Annotated in this window: 17 protein-coding genes and 1 pseudogene; 7 read left to right on the forward strand and 11 right to left on the reverse strand. The window is 44.5% G+C overall.

What is annotated here, in order from left to right; genetic code table 11:
* Window positions 1–24: 24 nt before the first annotated feature.
* Window positions 25–927 (reverse strand): alpha/beta fold hydrolase, encoded by a 903-nt coding sequence (locus AQUSIP_RS03675; RefSeq protein ID WP_114834162.1) that lies wholly within the window; start codon window positions 925–927, stop codon window positions 25–27.
* Between the two features lie 89 nt (window positions 928–1,016).
* Between AQUSIP_RS03675 and guaB the strand changes: the two genes are divergently transcribed.
* The 5 genes from guaB to AQUSIP_RS03700 all read left to right on the forward strand — a co-directional run bounded on the left by guaB (window position 1,017) and on the right by AQUSIP_RS03700 (window position 7,186).
* A complete protein-coding gene (gene guaB / locus AQUSIP_RS03680; RefSeq protein WP_114834196.1) occupies window positions 1,017–2,501 on the forward strand; it encodes an IMP dehydrogenase in 1,485 nt (494 codons plus the stop codon).
* 10 nt (window positions 2,502–2,511) lie between these two features.
* Entirely contained in the window at window positions 2,512–4,092 is a 1,581-nt protein-coding gene (guaA, locus tag AQUSIP_RS03685) for a glutamine-hydrolyzing GMP synthase (RefSeq protein WP_114834163.1), read from the forward strand.
* Between the two features lie 49 nt (window positions 4,093–4,141).
* Window positions 4,142–6,277, forward strand: a complete 2,136-nt coding sequence (locus tag AQUSIP_RS03690; RefSeq protein WP_114834164.1) for a HEAT repeat domain-containing protein — start codon at window positions 4,142–4,144, stop codon at window positions 6,275–6,277.
* Window positions 6,278–6,313: 36 nt separating this feature from the next.
* Window positions 6,314–6,772 carry a tRNA adenosine(34) deaminase TadA gene (gene tadA, locus AQUSIP_RS03695; RefSeq protein ID WP_114834165.1) on the forward strand — a complete coding sequence of 153 codons (459 nt, stop codon included), beginning with the start codon at window positions 6,314–6,316 and terminating at the stop codon, window positions 6,770–6,772.
* A 213-nt stretch (window positions 6,773–6,985) separates the two neighbouring features.
* Window positions 6,986–7,186, forward strand: a complete 201-nt coding sequence (locus AQUSIP_RS03700) for a hypothetical protein (RefSeq protein WP_114834166.1) — start codon at window positions 6,986–6,988, stop codon at window positions 7,184–7,186.
* Between the two features lie 167 nt (window positions 7,187–7,353).
* On the opposite strand, the gene AQUSIP_RS12420 is transcribed toward AQUSIP_RS03700, so the two are convergent.
* The 3 genes and pseudogenes from AQUSIP_RS12420 to AQUSIP_RS03710 form a co-directional block, all read right to left on the reverse strand.
* The gene (locus AQUSIP_RS12420) at window positions 7,354–8,193 is read right to left on the reverse strand and encodes a MetQ/NlpA family ABC transporter substrate-binding protein (protein ID WP_197737861.1); all 840 of its coding nucleotides are present in this window, start codon (window positions 8,191–8,193) and stop codon (window positions 7,354–7,356) included.
* A pseudogene (locus AQUSIP_RS12425) lies at window positions 8,167–8,805 on the reverse strand (methionine ABC transporter permease); the annotation flags it as partial. The pseudogene AQUSIP_RS12425 and the gene AQUSIP_RS12420, both read right to left, overlap by 27 nt.
* Entirely contained in the window at window positions 8,798–9,829 is a 1,032-nt protein-coding gene (locus AQUSIP_RS03710; protein ID WP_114834168.1) for a methionine ABC transporter ATP-binding protein, read from the reverse strand. The pseudogene AQUSIP_RS12425 and the gene AQUSIP_RS03710, both read right to left, overlap by 8 nt.
* A gap of 377 nt (window positions 9,830–10,206) precedes the next feature.
* Here AQUSIP_RS03710 and AQUSIP_RS03715 point away from each other — a divergent pair, with 377 nt between their 5' ends.
* On the forward strand, window positions 10,207–11,037 hold the full coding sequence (locus AQUSIP_RS03715) for an RMD1 family protein (protein ID WP_114834169.1): 831 nt from the start codon (window positions 10,207–10,209) through the stop codon (window positions 11,035–11,037).
* 292 nt (window positions 11,038–11,329) lie between these two features.
* The gene (locus AQUSIP_RS03720; protein ID WP_114834170.1) at window positions 11,330–13,339 is read left to right on the forward strand and encodes a protein kinase domain-containing protein; all 2,010 of its coding nucleotides are present in this window, start codon (window positions 11,330–11,332) and stop codon (window positions 13,337–13,339) included.
* 57 nt (window positions 13,340–13,396) lie between these two features.
* Here the strand turns inward: AQUSIP_RS03720 and AQUSIP_RS03725 are convergent, their stop codons facing one another.
* The 7 genes from AQUSIP_RS03725 to ffh form a co-directional block, all read right to left on the reverse strand.
* A complete protein-coding gene (locus AQUSIP_RS03725) occupies window positions 13,397–14,587 on the reverse strand; it encodes a mechanosensitive ion channel family protein (RefSeq protein ID WP_170131779.1) in 1,191 nt (396 codons plus the stop codon).
* Between the two features lie 71 nt (window positions 14,588–14,658).
* Window positions 14,659–15,132: a methylated-DNA--[protein]-cysteine S-methyltransferase gene (locus tag AQUSIP_RS03730; protein ID WP_114834172.1), complete on the reverse strand. Its 474-nt coding sequence runs from the start codon at window positions 15,130–15,132 to the stop codon at window positions 14,659–14,661.
* 806 nt (window positions 15,133–15,938) lie between these two features.
* On the reverse strand, window positions 15,939–16,361 hold the full coding sequence (rplS, locus tag AQUSIP_RS03735; protein ID WP_114834173.1) for a 50S ribosomal protein L19: 423 nt from the start codon (window positions 16,359–16,361) through the stop codon (window positions 15,939–15,941).
* A gap of 58 nt (window positions 16,362–16,419) precedes the next feature.
* Window positions 16,420–17,169, reverse strand: a complete 750-nt coding sequence (gene trmD, locus AQUSIP_RS03740) for a tRNA (guanosine(37)-N1)-methyltransferase TrmD (RefSeq protein WP_114834174.1) — start codon at window positions 17,167–17,169, stop codon at window positions 16,420–16,422.
* Between the two features lie 31 nt (window positions 17,170–17,200).
* Window positions 17,201–17,713: a ribosome maturation factor RimM gene (gene rimM / locus AQUSIP_RS03745; protein ID WP_114834175.1), complete on the reverse strand. Its 513-nt coding sequence runs from the start codon at window positions 17,711–17,713 to the stop codon at window positions 17,201–17,203.
* Between the two features lie 17 nt (window positions 17,714–17,730).
* Window positions 17,731–18,000: a 30S ribosomal protein S16 gene (gene rpsP, locus AQUSIP_RS03750; protein ID WP_114834176.1), complete on the reverse strand. Its 270-nt coding sequence runs from the start codon at window positions 17,998–18,000 to the stop codon at window positions 17,731–17,733.
* A gap of 182 nt (window positions 18,001–18,182) precedes the next feature.
* Window positions 18,183–19,568 (reverse strand): signal recognition particle protein, encoded by a 1,386-nt coding sequence (ffh, locus tag AQUSIP_RS03755; RefSeq protein WP_114834177.1) that lies wholly within the window; start codon window positions 19,566–19,568, stop codon window positions 18,183–18,185.
* Between the last annotated feature and the right edge of the window lie 35 nt (window positions 19,569–19,603).

Raw genomic sequence — 19,603 nt, forward strand, 5'->3', positions numbered from 1 at the left:
GAAGGCATTCCTCTTGTGACGAAATTAAATCGAATTTATTAACCATTGATAAATGGCCTGATGTTGTGCGGTATGCATGAGTGCCGGCGCATGTCCTGCTTCAGGCACTTCGATGACGTCGGTTTGCGGATGAATCTGCTGCATTTTTTGGATAGTAGCGGGCAATAAAATATCGGATTGTTTACCATGTAAAATCAATACAGGACAAGTGACTTTACGCCAGATATGCCACAAATCAATATCAAACAAGGTGCCTTCAATGGCTTTGAGTGGATGTAGCATGATTTGCCAGGCCATTTTACTTTTGGCAGGTGCGATTTTGACGCCGTGGTCTGTTTTAGATACAAATTTTCCCGGTGAAATTTCGCGCACACTCCGCTCTGCAACACGTCGCCACTCCTCATCACTTAATTTGCCGACGCCATCCAGTACGGATTTAAAATACCGCATGGCTTCCTCAATACTGGAAAAATCCGGATCCCTGCCGGCATATTTCGCGATCCTGCTAATGCCTGTTGCGGATATTTGCGCGCCAACGTCATTTAGCACTAGCCGTCGAATAGGCGATTGCGGCATGGAGGCCAGCACCATGCCGATCAGTCCGCCCATGGACGTGCCTATCCAGTCAACCTGGCTTGCATGGGTGCGGGCAATCATCACATTCATGTCGGCAATATACTGCTCATAAGTATAGTGCAGCGGGTTTCTCAGCCAGTCACTCTCACCGCGGCCTACTATATCGGGACAAAATACATGGCGCCCTTGACGGCTTAGATACTCAGCCAATTCATCAAAATCCCTTCCGCTGCGTGTCAGTCCGTGTACACAGATAATAGGCGGATTTCCTAATGTCGGCACGCCCCATTCGGTGTACGCAACCCGATGAAATCCTTCTTCTGAAAGCCCGAGAAAATAGTCCGTTTTCATGAAAAAATCTCTATGTATTCACTAAAAGATGTGTATAATGAGCCGTTAATTTTAACCTGCACATCTATTATAGTAGGGGAATTAACATGATACGCCTAGCACAAAACGAATTAGCACTCACTTTTGATGATGTTTTACTCCTGCCAGGCGAATCAGCGATCTTGCCCAAAGATGTAGACCTGAAAACCCGATTGACTCGCCAGATTACCCTGAATATTCCTTTGCTTTCTGCTGCCATGGACACAGTTACCGAAGCGCGGCTTGCTATTGCGCTGGCACAGGAAGGAGGGCTTGGCATCATTCACAAGAATATGCCTATCGCCGAACAAGCGTCACAAGTCCGCAAAGTGAAAAAATTTGAAAGCGGTGTCGTGAAAGATCCGATTACTATTTCACCGCAGACAACTGTTCGTCAAGTCATTGAGTTAAGCAAGAAATTCAATTTTCATGCGTTTCCAGTCGTTGAAGGCCAGCAAGTGGTCGGCATCGTGACCAGCCGTGACCTTCGATTTGAAACCAATCTGGATCAGCCCGTCGCCAACTTGATGACGTCAAAGGATCGGCTGGTGACGGTCAAAGCATCTGCTGACCGTGATCTGGTGAAAAAGCTGCTGCATAAACACCGTATTGAAAAAGTGTTGGTCGTGAATGATAACTTTGAACTGCAGGGGATGATCACCGTCAAAGATATCCTCAAAGAACAAGCCAAGCCTTCGGCCAGTAAAGATGCACAAGGCCAGTTGAGAGTAGGCGCGGCGGTAGGGACAGGCGCTGACACGGAAGAACGCGTGGCGGCGCTGGTTGCGGCGGGTGTGGATGTGATTGTTGTAGATACGGCGCACGGCCATTCTCGGAACGTAATTGAACGTGTTCGCTGGGTCAAAAAGCATTTTCCCGAGGTTTCTGTGATTGGGGGCAATATTGCCACAGCTGATGCAGCCAAAGCTTTGGCAGAGGCAGGTGCAGATGCGGTTAAAGTCGGCATTGGCCCAGGCTCTATTTGTACAACACGCATTGTTACCGGGGTAGGCGTTCCGCAAATTACCGCTATTTCCAATGTGAGTGCGGCGCTAAAAGGAACGGATCTTGGCATTATTGCAGATGGCGGCATTCGTTATTCAGGCGATGTCTGCAAGGCGCTGGCAGCGGGTGCTTCGGCTGTCATGATCGGCAGCCTGTTTGCCGGCACGGAAGAAGCGCCTGGTGAGGTAGAACTCTATCATGGCCGTTCATATAAATCCTATCGCGGTATGGGTTCATTAGGAGCCATGGCCCAGCGCCATGGATCTAGCGATCGTTATTTTCAGGATGGCACCATTGACACGGAAAAACTGGTGCCGGAAGGTATTGAAGGCCGTGTGCCCTATAAAGGCAGCATGGTTAATATTGTTAATCAGCTCATGGGCGGTTTACGCTCTGGTATGGGATATACGGGAAGCCCGGATATCGATGCCTTGCGCAATCAGGCACAATTCGTTCGGGTAACGCCATCCGGTGTACGCGAAAGCCATGTGCATGATGTGCAAATTACTAAAGAAGCGCCTAATTATCATATAGATGATAAATATGCTTAAAGAGAATACTATGACAACTGATATACATGCTCACCGGATTTTAATACTTGATTTTGGCTCTCAATATACGCAATTGATTGCTCGGCGTGTCCGTGAAATCGGCGTGTATTGCGAAATACACTCGGCTCTGATGTCTAACGAAGAAATCCAGCACTTTAATCCAGCCGGCGTCATTCTCTCCGGTGGTCCTGAAACCGTGACTGCTTTTTCAACACTGCGAATACCCGATATTGTTTTTGCCCTTGGCCGACCGGTCCTCGGCATTTGTTACGGCATGCAGGCGATGGCGCATCAGTTGGGAGGTAAAGTAGAACCCGGCAGCCACCAGCGTGAATTTGGCTATGCACAGGTAGCGATTCGTGATCCTTCACGATTACTGGAAGGCATCGAAGATCATCTTACTGACGACGGATTATCGCTTCTCGATGTATGGATGAGTCATGGTGACCACGTCAGCGCCTTGCCACAATATTTTAAAACGATGGCGAGCACAAGCAATTGTCCTATCGCAGCGATGGCGGATGAAGAAAGGAATTTTTACGGATTGCAATTCCATCCTGAAGTGTCGCATACCCGACAGGGCAAGCGTATCATCGAGCGGTTTGTGTTGGATATTTGCAACTGTCAGCCTAATTGGACTTCTAAAAATATTATCGATGAACAAATTGAGTCAATACGTCAGCAGGTAGGAAACGATAAAGTATTGCTTGCCCTGTCTGGCGGTGTGGATTCTTCTGTCGCCGCGCTGATGCTGCATAAGGCAATAGGCGATCAGTTAACCTGTGTTTTTGTGGATACCGGTTTACTACGTCTTAAAGAAGCGGAGCAAATCCAGTCGATTTTTAAAGCGCACTTTGGCTTGAATTTAATTACAGTTGATGCCAAAGAAGAATTTTTTCAGGCGCTTTCAGGTGTTGAAGACCCTGAAGCCAAGCGCAAAGTCATTGGTAAAAAATTTATTGACGTGTTTGATCGGCAAGCCGAGCAGCTGGAAAATATAAAATGGCTGGCGCAGGGCACGATTTATTCGGACGTGATCGAATCCGCGGCGACTAAAACCGGCAAGGCGCATGTGATCAAATCCCATCATAATGTGGGTGGGCTGCCTGAAAACATGCAGCTCCAACTACTGGAACCCCTGCGCGAGCTCTTCAAGGATGAAGTGAGAAAGATCGGGATCGAGTTAGGCATGCCTTATGAACTTATTTACCGCCATCCGTTTCCAGGCCCCGGTTTGGGCGTGAGAGTGCTGGGTGAAATCAAGCCGGAATACGTGGAAAAATTGCGCCGTGCGGATGCTATTTTGATTGAGGAACTTTATAAAGCGGATCTTTATTATAAAGTCAGCCAGGCTTTTGCTGTGTTTTTACCTGTTAAATCCGTTGGGGTAATTGGCGATGCGCGGCATTATGACCATGTCATTGCCATTCGCGCCGTGGAAACCCTCGATTTTATGACAGCTCACTGGGCACGGCTGCCTTATGCGTTTCTGGAAGTGGTTTCGAATCGTATCATCAATGAAGTGCCTGGCATATCGCGCGTAACTTACGATATTTCCAGCAAGCCGCCGGCAACCATTGAATGGGAATAGTGATGAGAAGTCACTCGGGTGAAAAGGATGTAGCCTTGAGGGCTGGAACATGTTTATCAAGAATCAATATGGTGCGCATTTGCTGGACCAGTATATAGATACAATAATCAAATACATCTGCCAGGAGAAGCAGGCGTCTCCTGCCCATATACTTGTAACGTTATTAAAGAACCTGATACCGCATCATACCACTTGTTTATTTAATCAGGCACCCATTACGCCTACGTTTGATTTGGTAACGATTCATGGATTGTTAGGTGTACTGGAGAGAAAAAAGAATCCGGTTGATTCTGTTATAGTGGACCGGGTTGATTCTGTTATATGGGGCCTCAATCAGGTTGCGGATAAAATTGATAACAAGAGTAAACTATTCTATCCCTTGAGTGCTTTTTTCTCTGTCTTCCAACAATACCGGACGAAATTGTCGCCGGAACTTGCTGATAAACTCGAATTTAAAGATTGCTGGAACGCCTGCCTTGATTTGGCAATAAATAAAATTCTCGCTGATTTGAGAAGCGATAAGCGCGCTATCAAGCTGGCAGCTTGTAATGCGCTAGGACAATTATCTGAGTGGATCCCCTCAGGTTCGCGGGCTGATATTATAAAAGAGCTACAAATTTGTCTCGATTGCGGCGATAACGATATTGCCAATGAAGCGTCGCAGGTCATCATCAGGCTGGTTCACTGGATTCCAACGACAGTCAGGTCGGGTATTTTTGATTTGCTGCTGGCGAATATAGCAAACGAAAGCCGTTCGATAATCGCATGCAAATCGCTAGCCCAATTATACACTTGGGCATGGGAGACGGAGAGATTCAAAGCATTAATGCAAGAGAGTGGTCAAACGCTTCAAAGCGGGGATCCTGAAATTGATTTATACATTTTGGAAACCGCGAAGCTTAAATTATTAATGAAAAATGTTAGGCTCATGATCCAATCTAAGGATTCCCACACGATCTGTCGGGGAAGTCAAATTGTCCTGCATCTTCATCCCATTATTTCTAGTGATGCATTTTTTACTGAAAGAGAAGAAGTGGTGGGGGCTTTGTTAACTAAATTGGACGATTCCTCAGAGAAAGTGATCAGTGCCGCCATCACTGTTTTCAATCAGATGAAATATAATATTAAGGAAGAAGATTTTGTCTCCGTGAGGAACAAAATGGCTCTGCTTAAGGATCATAATAGCGTCTATGTGCGGTCAGCCGTATATGAGGCTGCCACAGACGACATGCTGGCGGATGTCCAAAGCAAGCTAATAAAAAAGGAAGAAAATGTTGCTGTGCGCATTGCAGCTATTCGGGCAATGGGAAGACTATTTCGGACTATTAGTGATGAGAAATCAAGAGCAATATCAATCAATACATTAATTGATATTGTGGTAAATAAAAAACTTGATCTAAAAGAAAGAATAGCGGCGATCGAGGCTCTCTGCCAACCCCTAAAACAAGTTTCTTCTGCACTCTATCCTGCTATTTCTAATATTATTCATACGGTATTAGGGGGTCAGCAGGATGAGCTAATGAATGTTAAAATTCAATTATGTCAGGCGCTGCGCCACTTAAAATATTTTATGTATCCTAATGCCTGCGCTCTGATTGTGGATGATTTATTTTTATTAATGCATGAGAGACAAATTGAGCTTCGTGCATCCGCCTGCAAAGCGCTGATTGATATCGCTAAGGTTTTTCATACAGAAGCTGTTTCAACCAAGATAAGAGAAAAAATAAATGGCTTGATGAAAGATATGGAGCTGGCTGATTTTGCAGCTGCTAGCAAAGCATGGGTTTTGCTGGGACAATTGAAGGAACTGGTGTTGCCGCGTGAACGCAAAGAAGTAGTTAAAACGTTATTGCAAAAACTCGCTGATCTATCGGTGGATGAAAATATTTTCAAGCAGGATGAAAAAAAAGAGAGCGGCGAAACTATCTTGCAACGGCTTTATCAGGCCCTCAAATTATATGCGGACGAGGTGAGCCATCAGGATAAAGTGTTAGTGCTTTGCCGAATGAGATTCTTGGCGGCTCAGGAAAAAAATTGTCATCATCACGCAAAAATCCTGATGAATTATTATTACAACGCATACAGACAGGAACTTGCTAAATTATTATTAATGCACGTGCCCAGTGAAAATAATGGTTTCCTGCCAAGGGACGTGGCGCATACCATGACGCGTTTTGCATTTTGACAATAAACCTGCAAGTGGAGGCGAGATACAATTTTCATGTTTTCTGAGCGTGATAACTTTTGGATGCAGCGTGCCATTCAGTTGGCAGAAACGGCAGCCCTGCAAGGCGAAGTCCCTGTGGGTGCTGTGCTGGTGTTAAATGACGAAGTGATAGGGGAAGGTTACAATTGTCCTATTTCGCATGCTGATCCAACCGCTCACGCAGAAATCGTTGCCCTGCGGTCTGGCGCAAAAAAATTGCAAAACTATCGCCTGCCTAACGCAACATTATATGTGACGTTGGAGCCTTGCCTCATGTGTGCCGGCGCCGTGGTGCATGCACGCATTAAACGATTGGTCTATGGGGCGGCAGATCCTAAAGCGGGCGCTATTGTCAGCATGGCAACGGTGCTGAATGAACCTTTTTTAAATCACCGTGTGCAACACGAAGGCGGTTTGTTGGCAGAAACCTGCGGTCATCTCCTTAGCCAGTTTTTTCAGGCGCGACGACAATGAATAAGATATGCATTTGATAGATAAGCAATTATTTTGTCGTGTACAGAGAATTATTTAAAAAATGTGTACAAAAAATACCATTAAGAGCATTTTTAAGGTAAAATGGCGCCATTAAGAAAAATATACCGCCCCATCATGAGAATATTTCTTCTAAAACAAAGTGCCGTATTATTCATCTTCCTCTCCTGCTTTTACCTTCAAGGCTGCATGAGCATGATGGAAGAACCTAATGGCATTCTCAATGAAAACGCCAAGCCTGGTTATGCTGCAATGACACTCAATTGTACGGGCCTTGAGAGCTTTGCGCATCTCAGCTGTTTGCCTTCTTTTGATTTTTCCAAGAAAGAAGACGAGAGCAAGCCTTTACTTTTTAGCCCCAACAAAAAAAATAATACCCAGAATGGTTTTATTTAAAAGTAAGTTACCGGGACCAACAAACAAAATGGACATACTTCACAATGCTGTCATCCTGAGCGAAGCGCTGTCATCCTGAGCGAAGCGAAGGATCTCCTATTATGCATTTGGACTTCGAAAATGAAGATGGCATCCAGTTTTTAGTATGTCTGAACGCCACTTTTATTTCATTTCCAAGCAGGAATCGCTGCGCCATCAGGAAAAACTTTTTCCGTTTCGTGCAGCACGGCTTTTGAATGCATGACTGTCACCAGCGTTTGGATAAGCGGTTTGGTTTTATCCTGATCTCGCACCACAATTAAATTAGCATATGGCGAATCGCTGCCTTCTTTGAGCACGGCCTGACCGATGCTTAAACCGGCAGGACCCACAAAATCATTGGTGATGGCAACCAGGTCTGCATCTTTCAAAACGCGCGGCAGTTGTGCTGCATCCATTACCTTGAATTGCAGATGGCGCGGATTGTCAGTGATATCACGTACGGTTGCCAGCGTACCTGAACCGGCTTTCAATTTAATCAGTCCCGCTTTTTGCAAGATGAGTAGAGCACGCCCACCATTACTGGGATCATTTGGAATGGCGATCACAGCACCTTCTTTTAATTGCGAGAGGTGTGTGATTGTCTGCGAATAAAAACCCATGGGATAGACAAAAGTTTTAGCGATGGCTGTTAACGGATAATGGTGCGCTTTTATTTGTGCTTCCAGATAAGGCCCATGCTGGAAAATATTGGCGTCGATGCTACCATTGTTAAGCGCCGTATTAGGCTGAACATAATCACTGAAAGTTACAATTTGTAAATGCAGGCCATATTCTTTTTGCGCGACTTGTTGTGCGACGGCCATGATTTTTTCCGGTGATCCGCTCATGATGCCTATACGCAGCGTATTGGTATGTGAAGCGGCGGATGGCCAAAACTCATACGTAAAACAGGCTGCCCACAATAGAACGCTCGCATAAAAAAGAGCTTTGACGCGTCGTCTTTTTGCTAGCGTATCACCTAGCATCTGAATTAATTGCACCAGCGCAATCAGGATAATGACAGTTTCCAGCATCACAGCGATATTGAATTGCTGATAGCCATAATTAATGGCGAGCTCGCCCAGTCCGCCGCCGCCTACAACGCCTGCCATGGCAGAATAGCCAATGAGCCCGATGACAGTCAGTGTTGCGCCGCGTATCAGGGCAGGCAAACTTTCTGGAATGAGTACTTTTGTAACCGTCTGCCACGTGGAGGCACCCATGGCATGGGCTGCCTCGATCAAGCCGTATGGCACCTGCGCTAAAGCATTTTCAGCCACGCGTGCAAAGAATGGAATGGCGGCCAGGGTTAAAGGAACAATGGCGGCATTAGTACCAATGGTGGTGCCTACTAAAAATCGCGTTAGCGGGATAATGCTGATCATCAAAATGATAAAAGGAACAGAACGGGTGACATTCACGATCGTCCCGAGCAAGCGATGGATGAAGGTGTTTTCCAAAGTCTGTTTTTTCGCAGTCAGATATAAAAACACACCCAGCATCAATCCGACTAGGATACTGATAAAGCTTGCAATGAAAACCATGTAAATGGTTTCCCATGTGGCTTTAATTAAAGGTAAAAAAGCGATTTCATGCATAACCTAAGACCTCTGCGCTGACGGACGTTGAATTGATATGGGCTAGCGCCTGATTAATCGCGTCATGGTTGCCGCTTAATTGGCATACGGTAAAGCCCACGGTCGCATCCTGAATATTTTCGATGTTGGCCTGAATAATGTTGATAGTGATATTAAATTTCTGTACCAGCGTGGTAATGAAAGGCTGGCTGCTGTCATCACCCACGAAAGTGAAGCGTACAAGCGGGGATTTTGCAGGATCGGGCTCTACCTGCAAACGTTGTTTAATGACATTCGGCAGCTCAATATGCAAAGCTTTTTGCACCAATTGCCGAGTAATTTCCGATTTTGGTCTTGCAAACAGCTCAATAACCGAGCCGCATTCCACTAGCCTGCCTTGATCCAATACAGCTGCGCGGTGACAAATATGCTTAATGACATCCATTTCATGCGTAATCAACAAAATGGTGACGCCCAGTTTTTGATTGATTTCTTTTAACAAAGTCAACACAGACAAAGTAGACTTAGGATCCAACGCAGAAGTGGGTTCATCGCAGAGTAAAATATGCGGCCGAGTCGTGAGTGCGCGGGCAATGGCAACGCGTTGTTTTTGCCCGCCACTTAGCTGGCTGGGATAATGATGGCTATAGGTACCAAGCTGTACCAAGTCGAGTAGCGTGCTGACTTTCTGCTGGATCTGTTCTTTACTGGTGCCCAGCAGTTCCAGCGGCAGGGCGATGTTTTCATAAGCTGTGCGGGATTCCAGTAAATTAAAATGCTGGAAAATCATGCCCATTTGTTGCCGCGCCTTTTTTAGCTGGACAGGAGAAAGAGTAGTCAGGTCTGTCTGGTCGATAAAAATCTGCCCGCTGGTTGGTCTTTCAAGCAGGTTGACGGTACGCAAAAGTGTGCTTTTACCCGCGCCGCTTTCGCCGAAAATACCAAAAATTTCGCCACGCTGAATCGTGAGATTAATCTCGCGGAGGGCGTGATAAGTGCGGTTTTTTAGTGTATATATTTTGCAAATTTCTTTTAATTCAATCATTTACAACCCCCGACGCAGCTTTGGGCTTAAGTTAAACGGAATATTATAACGGAAAAAGCAAATTAGCGGGGACCTGGGCACCGGCATTGAACTTAAGGAGGGAGTGTTCCGAAATTACTGACAATCTCTCAAGCCCAACCATAGAGCAGCGCCCAGGTTGAGCATCATCATTGAAGGTTTTGGTCTTTTTATCATAAATTTTCTGATATTTTGTATCAAAGGGTTAAGTTAGACTAACTTATTTACAATTATTAAGTCAATGCTAAACCAGATTTTGCAAAACCCATTATGTCTGCTTTTGTTGGTGATTATTATTTGCTTAAGGTTGACCCTGTCCCTTCCTTCTTGTATCTTCATAAGAAGGAGCGACTTAAATTATGCATAATATCAAGACACTCCGATCACTCTCACGCTGTGTCTCTTTTTGTACCGCGGGCAGTTACGATCTTTTGGGTCTCGCGAATTTCTTTAAGAAAAAAGGTTATTACACACGCATCTCGCGTGATGCTTTGCACGTGAGCAGCCCTAAAAGGCCTGGGCACATTTTCTTTTTTAATTTTGGCTGTTTTGTCTGCTGGGGATTCCGAAAGCATTTTGAAGACAAACTGCTTGAATACGTCAAACCTTTCGCGCTTCATCCTCTTTCTGTCATGGAAACAGATCATTTTTATTATGGATATGGCGAAGAAACCACTATCGATACGCATGAAAAACTGCGTCTTGATATTATCACGCTAGGTTCAGATGATGTGAAAGTTAAGCTGGCTATTTCCTATGGTCTTGCTCAATCGATCAAGCTAGAGGCATTTGAAGAAGAGATCAAGGACGCTATCAAAAAAAATAGTCACCTGCCAGAAGAAATCGCGACACGGGGCGCCATTTCGCTTTCACGACGGGCATTGTTTAAACGTATGGGTGAAATTTTCATCGCCCGAAGTTCCATTAACCTCAACATCGAATATCTGGAATCGCCGGAATTTTTCTGGGCAAATCCCAGTGTTGAATCCTTTTATATCATGGTAAAACAATTTCTGGATATTCCCAGTCGTGTGACGGCACTGAATCAAAAACTGGATGTGCTACAGGAATTGCTCGACATTCTAAACAGCCAGGTACAGCACCGACACTCCAGTTTGCTGGAAAGTATTATTATTCTTTTGATTGCCGTTGAGATCGTCATTAGTCTTTTCCAGTTTCATGTGGTTTAAACAGAGTCTATTTCAAAATCATACTTTAATGAAATCAATACCAAGTTATGCGAAAAACCAGTATTCGCATATGCTACTGAAAGTCTCATTCTTGATAATTAATCATTAAAACAATCCTAACTTGACTTTAACTGATGACTTTAATGTTATGCCGATAGGCGATAATTATCATCAAAATTTGTTTATATAAGGTTAACTTAATGAATTGACTGAATAAAATTTGATAATATCAGGAGCTATAATAAACATAAGCAAGTATAAATTTAAAAAAGCGAGAAACGGGGAGGAATAGATGCCTATACAATTAAAAATTGAGACTAATAAAGATATCGATAATAAGACAGGCCAGATTTTGCGCAAGTTACTTCAGGAAAATGACCAGTTCCTCTTTGTCGGGGAAACGTACAATATTACCTTACCTGATCCTGAAAATAAAAATACCCATGTCACTTACGCAGTACAAGTTTCAGATGATATCTATCTCAGAAAGAATAAAAAAAATGAAGATCGCTATGTGGTTAGAACAAGTGAGAAAGTAGGTGAGGAAGGAGCGCAAGGCGTTGTCGTGAGAGAAGGCACTCAAGTTCCGCAACCTGATGGCAGTTTTAAATATAAATCTCAAACTCGTTTTACCAAAGCCCAGCGTGTGATGAAGGTCGAAAGAGTTGGCGGTCATAGTGATATGATATTAACGAAAGAAGCTAACAGACGATATGAAATATTATCTAGAGCAAAGGGTCTAAACTTTCGCAAACCTCAGGTTGTTTCGAATGGAAAAGGTAAAACGATTAATACTAGCATGCAATATATTCGTGGTCATAATTTACATGACATTATTAATGCGATAGGCAGATATAATTTTTCTCCAACGCCGGAATTTTGTCTGGCTTTGACAGAAAAATTCCTTGCAGCGCTCCAGGTATTGGTAAGTAGCGGTGTGATACATAGGGATATAAAGCCGTTGAATACAATGGTCAGTCATTCTTCTTATGAACAGCAAGTTGTCGTTGATTTAATAAAAATAATCGATTTGGATTCAGCAAAACTAGTATCTGATCGTAGAATTGATCCGGATTTTAAAATTTTTACGCCTGGATACGCAGCACCAGAAACGTTGGATGGGTACTCTGATGAACGTTCTGATATTTTTTCAGCAGGAAGGACATTGAGAGAATTTTGGAGTACGGTTGCGAATGCGTTGGGTGGCAAATTTGACGGAAATCCTGATCAGGAAATACTGGGTGTACTCTTCTATGAAAAAATTTTACCTCTCCTTAAAGAAATGGATCATAAAAATTATGAAAAGCGAATCGACAAGGTAGAAACAGCTCTTGAGCGAGTTAACCAGATAGCTGATCTTTATTATGCAAAAAAAGCAGCAAGAGATAACAATATGGCTGAAGCTAAAACGCTCGAGGCTATCACATCTGCTCGATATCTTGCAATCAATACGAGTAAGCGTTTGGACATGATTGCTGGTGCCATGCAAAAAGACATAAGCTCCAGTAAATTTTATAAAAATATGGATGGTTTTCTTGCCTCAATCAGAGTAGAAATTGACAAAGCTATATCTGAAACACAATATGATTTTGCCACTGCCCGATTTCTCGATGTGATTGATATTAAGGCGATAAAATTTTGTAAAGATGGAGCTGAGGCAAAACAAAAAGTGGCAGCTATCATTGAAGAGTTTCAAAGCAATAAGGAAAATCTAATCAAATTAGCCGATCTGGTAGAAGGACCAGAAGCAAAAAGCGAAGTGAAATATTATCTTGGTAAGCTAACAAAATGCACAACACTTGATATGATTTATCAATTTAATCAATTTTACAAGGAAGAATTTCCATCTTTTAAAAAAATTATCGAATCAGAGATAAAAACAAAGACTGAAGCAAAAGAAGATAAAGCCAAAAGCACTCAGTTAAAAATATTGATGTTGCAAAGTATAGATGAAGTTAAAAATGTCTATGAAATGATGCTGCAAGCGGAATTCAAGGATAATGTCAGGCATGAACGAGGGCTAGGATTTAGTGCGCTTCAGTCATTCGGTCTGACAAAAGATTGGAGTAAAGTAGGTCTAACAACAAGCTGGTGTAAAACTATTGATATACTGCAACGTAAGACATTCGAAATTATGAAAAAGCAACTCCTGGATGGGCAAAACGTTGATCAGAAGGATGTTGATATTTGTAAAAATATATTAAAACAGCCTTCAGGCAGAGTGATGAATGCAAATAACTGTGCTGCAGAGTTTGATAAATTTTTGGAACAACACAAGGTACAAAGCAAAAGGATGCAATAATATTCTCTCCTTGTAAGATGAGAAGTCGTGAAATGGATTTGCGCTGCTAATATCTCTTTACGAAGATTTCGTCGAAATCGAACGGGCAGCAGGGAAATAATCAGGGTAATGTGTGCGTATAAATTCCAACATTTTTTCCTGCACTTCAGCGCGCAAATCTGCCAGGTTGTCAGCGGTCGAAGCGCTCACTTGCATGCGCAACTCGACTGAACGGTCCGTTAAATGCGATACCTGCAGTTTTTTAGCGCGTCCATCCCAATAAAGTGAATCTTGCAGAATACGATCGAGCTCGGTGCGCAAAGGTTCAATTGGCATCAGAAAATCAACATAAAAGAGCAGGCTGCTTCGCAAGCCGCTTCCTTCATGCGACCAATTTTCGAAGGGTTTTTCAACAAAATAGGTGATGGGCACCATGAGTCTGCGTCTGTCGGCCAGTTTCAGCGTGATATATGTAAAAGTGATTTCTTCAACGACGCCCGATTCTTTTTCAATGAACACAATATCGCCAATTTTGACGGGTTGGGATAATGCAATTTGTATTCCCGAAAAAAGCGAAAACAAGGTTTTCTGTGCAGATAAACCGATGATAGCAGTTAAAAAACCTGCTGAAGCTAGCAGACTAATGCCAATATTTCTGACGCTGCTAAAGCTCATGAGAATGGCAGCGATCGTGATGATGATAATCACCACAGTGGTAATATTCCTGATGATACGCATCTTCGTATAGAGTGCATTCACTCGCCGTAAATCTTCACCCATTACCGTTAACATCCGTTGATAGGTAACGGCTTCAATCGTGTAGACGATTTGTATGGCGATCCAGCCAATTGAAATAATGATAATGACATTGATAATATTATTCGCCAGAATCAGGTAGGATTGCGTGGGCCCGGCGATAAGGATGACGATATTGATCGCGACAAGAATAAAAATCACATGCGAGCTTTTGCGCACGCTTGCGAGGATCAACGAAACAATTTTATGGGCTGGCGCGAGCTTTTGCTCGTATCGAAGGCAGAGAAAGAAAAATAAATTATAAACAAACGTTAGCAGCGCTAGCGCGATTAAAATGCTCCCGGCTTTGTTGAATAAATCGAAGAGATTTTTCCACTTTTGAATGGCAACGATGTCATCTACATAAGCTAACCCGACTAGCACAGCGCCTAGAATGAGGTAGATTGCCGGTGTTTTGGCTGCGTGTAGTATGATGCGTCTTAACAGGCTGCTTTTAATTTCCTGTGGTCCCATTGATGTCGTCATCCTTCAAATCAACAAGGTTTTTGAGGATTCGCCCGGCACAGATACGCCTTATCGGTCACTCACGCTAAACTTACTCCTTCATGTTGTAACAACCATCTTTTAATACGCAATAATGTGCCCTCTGTCGCTCCCGCATAACCGCCCAGATGATTTGCTGCCACAATGCGGTGGCAGGGAACAATGAGAGGAATGGGATTGGTACGGCAAGCTTGTCCCACAGCACGCGCACTGCTTCCCAACTGCTTAGCCAGCGCACCATATGTCAACGTGTTCCCGGAGGGGATACCTTGCAGCGCGTTCCAGACTTTTTGCTGAAAAGGTGTTCCCTTGCAATGAACCGATACGGTGAACTGATGCTGGGGATTATCAAAGTAAGTCGATAGTTCATCCGCGATCTTTTGGCCGAATGCATCTTGCGGATATTTCTCGGAGACGGTATCGGGCAAAAAGCTAAGATTGATTAATGTACCTGCCTGGACTTGAATGCCAACATGGCCAAGCGGTGATGATAAGATGCTGGTGTATTCTGTCATTTTTTCTCGTCTCGTGTTATTTGGCTATTATATCATGATGCTGTCTATGAAAGGACACTGCTTTTGTCAATGTCATTTGCTGTAAAGGATACATATTTCATTGATAAAATTGCACCTATCATTGCGAGCGTAGCGAAGCAACCCAGGCTTTTCGCGCTAGTTGCCGGGAAGCATTGTAATAACATCTCATAACTGGACTTTGGTCATTTTACAAAATGCTCGATAATGCTGTCATCCTGAGAGCGTTTTTTTGCTCGAAGGATCTCCGATGTACAAAAGGAGATCCTTCGCTTCGCTCAGGATGACAGCATTGTGAAGATCGAAGGGGGGCATGGATTGCTTTACTATGCTCGCAATGTCGGTGAAGAAAGGATTGGCGTGACAGGAAGAATTGGTTGCAAGAGTCTGAGCGTAGCGAAGCAACCCAACCCAGGCTTTTCGCGCTGGTTGCCGGGAAGCATTGTAATAACATCTCATAAACTGGACTTTGGTCATTTTATAAAATGCTCGATAATGCTGCCATACTGAGAGCGTTTTTTTTGCTCGAAGGATCTCCCAATGTACAAAAGGAGATCCTTCGCTTCGCTCAGGATGACAGCATTGTGAAGATCAAAGGAGCCTGGATTGCTTCGCTATGCTCGCAATGTCAGTGAGGAAAGGATTAGCGTGACAGGAAGAATTGGTTGCAAGAGTCTGATATATAAATGATATGGCTACAAGTCTCCGAAAGGAGAGCTTAGGCGCTATTAATGTCTAAAAAAAAGCCCGCCAAAGGGCGGGCTTTTATCTATCCTGAAAGAAGAAGGTTATTCAGCGCCCGCTTCCTGGCTATTGTCTTCTTCCGATACAACGGCTTTATTGGCTTTATTTACCGTAGTTAATTTTTCTTTGATACGCGCAGCACGGCCGCTCAATTCGCGCATGTAATACAGTTTAGCGCGACGCACATCACCACGGCGTTTGACTTCGATGGACTCAATGGCTGAGCTGTAGCTTTGAAATACACGCTCAACACCCACGCCATGGGAAATTTTGCGCACGGTGAATGAAGAATTAAAGCCGCGATTGCGTTTGGCAATAACAACGCCTTCAAAAGACTGTAAGCGAGTGCGCTCGCCTTCTTTAACTTTTACTTGAACCACCACAGTATCGCCTGGTTCGAAAGCGGGTAATGCTTTCGCAGACTGCATGAATTCGGTTTCTAATGATTGAATGATTTTATTACTCATTTTCTTATCCCCTAACAAGTCGTGCAATTTTATACATAATTAAAGCATTTTTCGAGCGTTATTTTTGCCCAGAATGTAAAAATTCTTCGATAAATTCCGCCAGGAGGGCAGATGCTTCATCATTTAACCGCTTTTTTGAGAGCAGGTCAGGCCGTTTTAACCAGGTTTTTCCAAGGGATTGTTTTAAACGCCATCGTTCTATCTGTTTGTGATGGCCGCTTAATAATACCTCCGGCACGGCAGATCCGGCAAAATTTTCAGGGCGTGTATATTGGGGATACTTTAAAAATCCGGTAGTTAGCGAGTCTTGGGCTACAGAATCCTGATCTCCCACAGTCCCGGGGATGAGCCTTGCAGCGGCGTCAATCATGACCATCGCAGCCAGTTCGCCGCCGGTAAGAATATAATCCCCAATGGACCATTCTTCATCGATTTCCTGCTCGATAATCCGCTCATCAATGCCTTCATAACGCCCGGCTACAAAAACCACGGCTGGTTTGGCAGCCAGCTCAACGGCGGCTTCCTGGTTGAATTGCCGACCCTGGGGTGACAAATAGATAACGGTGGGAACTGCCGGTGCTGATTTTTTGGCTGCATGAATGGCTGCCTGCAAAGGTTCTGCCATCATGACCATGCCGGGGCCACCACCATAAGGATGGTCATCAACCGATTTGTGTTTATCTCGAGCGAAATCTCGCGGATTCCAGAAATGGAGAGATAACAACTGCTCTTTAATTGCCCGGCCTGTGATGCCAACATTGAGGGCTTCAAACATGTCAGGGAAAAGACTGATAATACCAAACCACATGTGTTGATCCTCTGCCATGGTTCTGCTGTAACTATTCCAGTTCCCAGTCTACGTGTATTTCCTGTTTCTCAAGATTGACGTCAAGGACGACAGTGCCAGGAAGATAAGGAATGGCATGCTCTTTATCGCCTTTCACTACGAGTACATCGTTAGAACCCGTTTCTATCAGGTAAATGACCTTTCCTAGTACAACGCCATTTTTATTAATGACCGTCAACCCTTCCAGATCGGACCAGTAATATTCGTTTTTATTGAGCTTGGGAAGTTGGGAGCGGAGGATAGTAATGGTTTTGCCGGTGAGCAATCGGGCTTCTTCAGGGGTGTCATAGCCGGCAATTTTAGCAATCACTTGGCCGCTATGCATACGTCCTTCTTCGACCATCAGCTCACGCCATTGGTCTTCCCCTTGTTCAACATACCATGGCATATAGTCCAGGATGCTGGCACCAAATTCAGTATAACTATGAATTTTGAGCCAGCCACGAATCCCGTAGGGAGAACCGATTTTCCCTATTTTGATATGTGCCGCTTCTGCTTTTTTCATGGGCAACGGCCGGCTGTTTAGGCCTGCTTGGCAGTCTGCTCGGCAGTTTCTTTATGAGTTTTAATCAAATGCTTAACGCGGTCAGATGGTTGGGCGCCTTTACCAATCCAATGCTGCACACGTTCCATATCGAGAGAAAGGCGCACATCTTTGCCTGACGCAATCGGGTTGAAGTAACCGAGGCGTTCAATGAAACGGCCATCGCGGGCACGGGATTTGTCTGCAACAACAATATGATAAAAAGGGCGTTTTTTGGCTCCGCCACGTGATAAACGAATAACTACCATGGTATTAATTTTCCTCTGTCACAATCAGATGTTAGCGTGAAGGTGCAGGATTATACGTGAGTTTTAGCAGCTTGCAAACCCTGTTACTGGGTGAGAAGTGCATACTATTTGGAAGAATGTGCCAAGAGAGCTGTCATGCCAGCGAAGGCTGGCATGACAAACGAGGTATCGGGTAGCCTCTATTAAAACGGCAACCCAGGCGGAAGCCCGCCACCACCACCGAAGGGAAATTTGCCCTGCAAGCCGCGCATGAGCTTCATCATGCCGCCTTTTTTGGACATTTTTTTCATCATCTTCTGCATTTGGGCAAACTGTTTTAATAACTGGTTAATCGCCTGAATGGAAGTGCCCGATCCCAGGGCAATACGACGTTTATGCGAATTTTTAATATTGTCCGGATAACGACGTTCCTTAGGGGTCATGGAGTTAATGATGGCTTCGATCTCTACCAGTCTTTTATCATTAAACTGGCTTTTAACCTGATCTGGCAGCTGATTAACGCCTGGCAATTTGCTCATGATACCCATGACGCCACCCATTTTATGGATTTGTTTCAGCTGGTCACGGAAATCATCCAGATCAAATACCTTGCCTTTTTTGATCTTTTTGACCAGTTTCTCAGCTTTAGCCTTGTCAATATTGCGCTCGGCTTCTTCCACAAGGGTCAGAATATCGCCCATCCCCAGAATGCGAGAGGCAATGCGGTCGGGATAAAAGGGCTCAAGCGCATCAATTTTTTCACCAATACCAATAAACTTGATGGGCTTACCTGTGATATAGCGGATGGAGAGTGCAGCACCCCCTCGGGCATCGCCGTCGGCCTTGGTGAGGACGACACCGGTCAAGGGCAGGGCGTCATTGAAGGCTTTTGCCGTGTTGACCGCATCTTGGCCTGTCATGCTGTCGACGACAAACAGGGTTTCTACAGGTTGAATGGCGGCATGCAGACGCTGAATTTCAGACATCATTTGTTCATCTATATGCAGACGACCAGCCGTATCGATAATAACAACATCAACCACCTTGTTCCTGGCTGCCTGTATCGCGCCTTTGGCAATATCGATAGGGTCCTGCGATGTTTGACTGGGAAAGAACTCAGCCCCAACGGTCTTGGCGAGGGTTTCCAGCTGGTCTATTGCAGCAGGTCTGTAAATGTCGGCACTGGCCACCAATACACTTTTTTTCTGTATTTGCTGAAGCCAACGCGCCAGTTTGGCAACGGTCGTGGTTTTACCAGATCCCTGGAGGCCAGCCATTAAGATCACTGCGGGTGGCTGTGCCTTAAGATCCAGTGTTTCATTGGACTCACCCATGACGGTGACGAGCTCATCATGGACTAGTTTGATCAACACCTGACCGGGGGTCAAACTTTCCATGACTTCCTTGCCAACGGCCTTGGCCTGAATATCTTCGATAAAAGCCTTGGCAACGGGCAGGGCGACATCCGCTTCCAGCAATGCCTTGCGGATTTCCCGGAGTGTCTCCTGAATATTCGCTTCAGTCAGCCGGCCTTGGCCGGTCAGATTTTTAATGACTTTGTTTAAACGTTCGGATAAATGACTAAACATATTTTTTTCTCTTAAGCCGCGTTAAAAAGCGGCTT

This window comes from Aquicella lusitana, assembly GCF_902459475.1.
Lineage (GTDB): Bacteria > Pseudomonadota > Gammaproteobacteria > DSM-16500 > DSM-16500 > Aquicella > Aquicella lusitana.

What these genes read in the sequence shown, in the direction of transcription:
- AQUSIP_RS03675 (WP_114834162.1), bottom strand. Translation starts at nt 927, where the DNA reads ATGAAAACGGACTATTTTCTCGGGCTTTCAGAAGAAGGATTTCATCGG.
- guaA (WP_114834163.1), top strand. Translation starts at nt 2,512, where the DNA reads ATGACAACTGATATACATGCTCACCGGATTTTAATACTTGATTTTGGC.
- AQUSIP_RS03690 (WP_114834164.1), top strand. Translation starts at nt 4,142, where the DNA reads ATGTTTATCAAGAATCAATATGGTGCGCATTTGCTGGACCAGTATATA.
- tadA (WP_114834165.1), top strand. Translation starts at nt 6,314, where the DNA reads ATGTTTTCTGAGCGTGATAACTTTTGGATGCAGCGTGCCATTCAGTTG.
- AQUSIP_RS03700 (WP_114834166.1), top strand. Translation starts at nt 6,986, where the DNA reads ATGATGGAAGAACCTAATGGCATTCTCAATGAAAACGCCAAGCCTGGT.
- AQUSIP_RS12420 (WP_197737861.1), bottom strand. Translation starts at nt 8,193, where the DNA reads ATGCTAGGTGATACGCTAGCAAAAAGACGACGCGTCAAAGCTCTTTTT.
- AQUSIP_RS03710 (WP_114834168.1), bottom strand. Translation starts at nt 9,829, where the DNA reads ATGATTGAATTAAAAGAAATTTGCAAAATATATACACTAAAAAACCGC.
- AQUSIP_RS03715 (WP_114834169.1), top strand. Translation starts at nt 10,207, where the DNA reads ATGCATAATATCAAGACACTCCGATCACTCTCACGCTGTGTCTCTTTT.
- AQUSIP_RS03720 (WP_114834170.1), top strand. Translation starts at nt 11,330, where the DNA reads ATGCCTATACAATTAAAAATTGAGACTAATAAAGATATCGATAATAAG.
- AQUSIP_RS03725 (WP_170131779.1), bottom strand. Translation starts at nt 14,587, where the DNA reads ATGGGACCACAGGAAATTAAAAGCAGCCTGTTAAGACGCATCATACTA.
- AQUSIP_RS03730 (WP_114834172.1), bottom strand. Translation starts at nt 15,132, where the DNA reads ATGACAGAATACACCAGCATCTTATCATCACCGCTTGGCCATGTTGGC.
- rplS (WP_114834173.1), bottom strand. Translation starts at nt 16,361, where the DNA reads ATGAGTAATAAAATCATTCAATCATTAGAAACCGAATTCATGCAGTCT.
- trmD (WP_114834174.1), bottom strand. Translation starts at nt 17,169, where the DNA reads ATGTGGTTTGGTATTATCAGTCTTTTCCCTGACATGTTTGAAGCCCTC.
- rimM (WP_114834175.1), bottom strand. Translation starts at nt 17,713, where the DNA reads ATGAAAAAAGCAGAAGCGGCACATATCAAAATAGGGAAAATCGGTTCT.
- rpsP (WP_114834176.1), bottom strand. Translation starts at nt 18,000, where the DNA reads ATGGTAGTTATTCGTTTATCACGTGGCGGAGCCAAAAAACGCCCTTTT.
- ffh (WP_114834177.1), bottom strand. Translation starts at nt 19,568, where the DNA reads ATGTTTAGTCATTTATCCGAACGTTTAAACAAAGTCATTAAAAATCTG.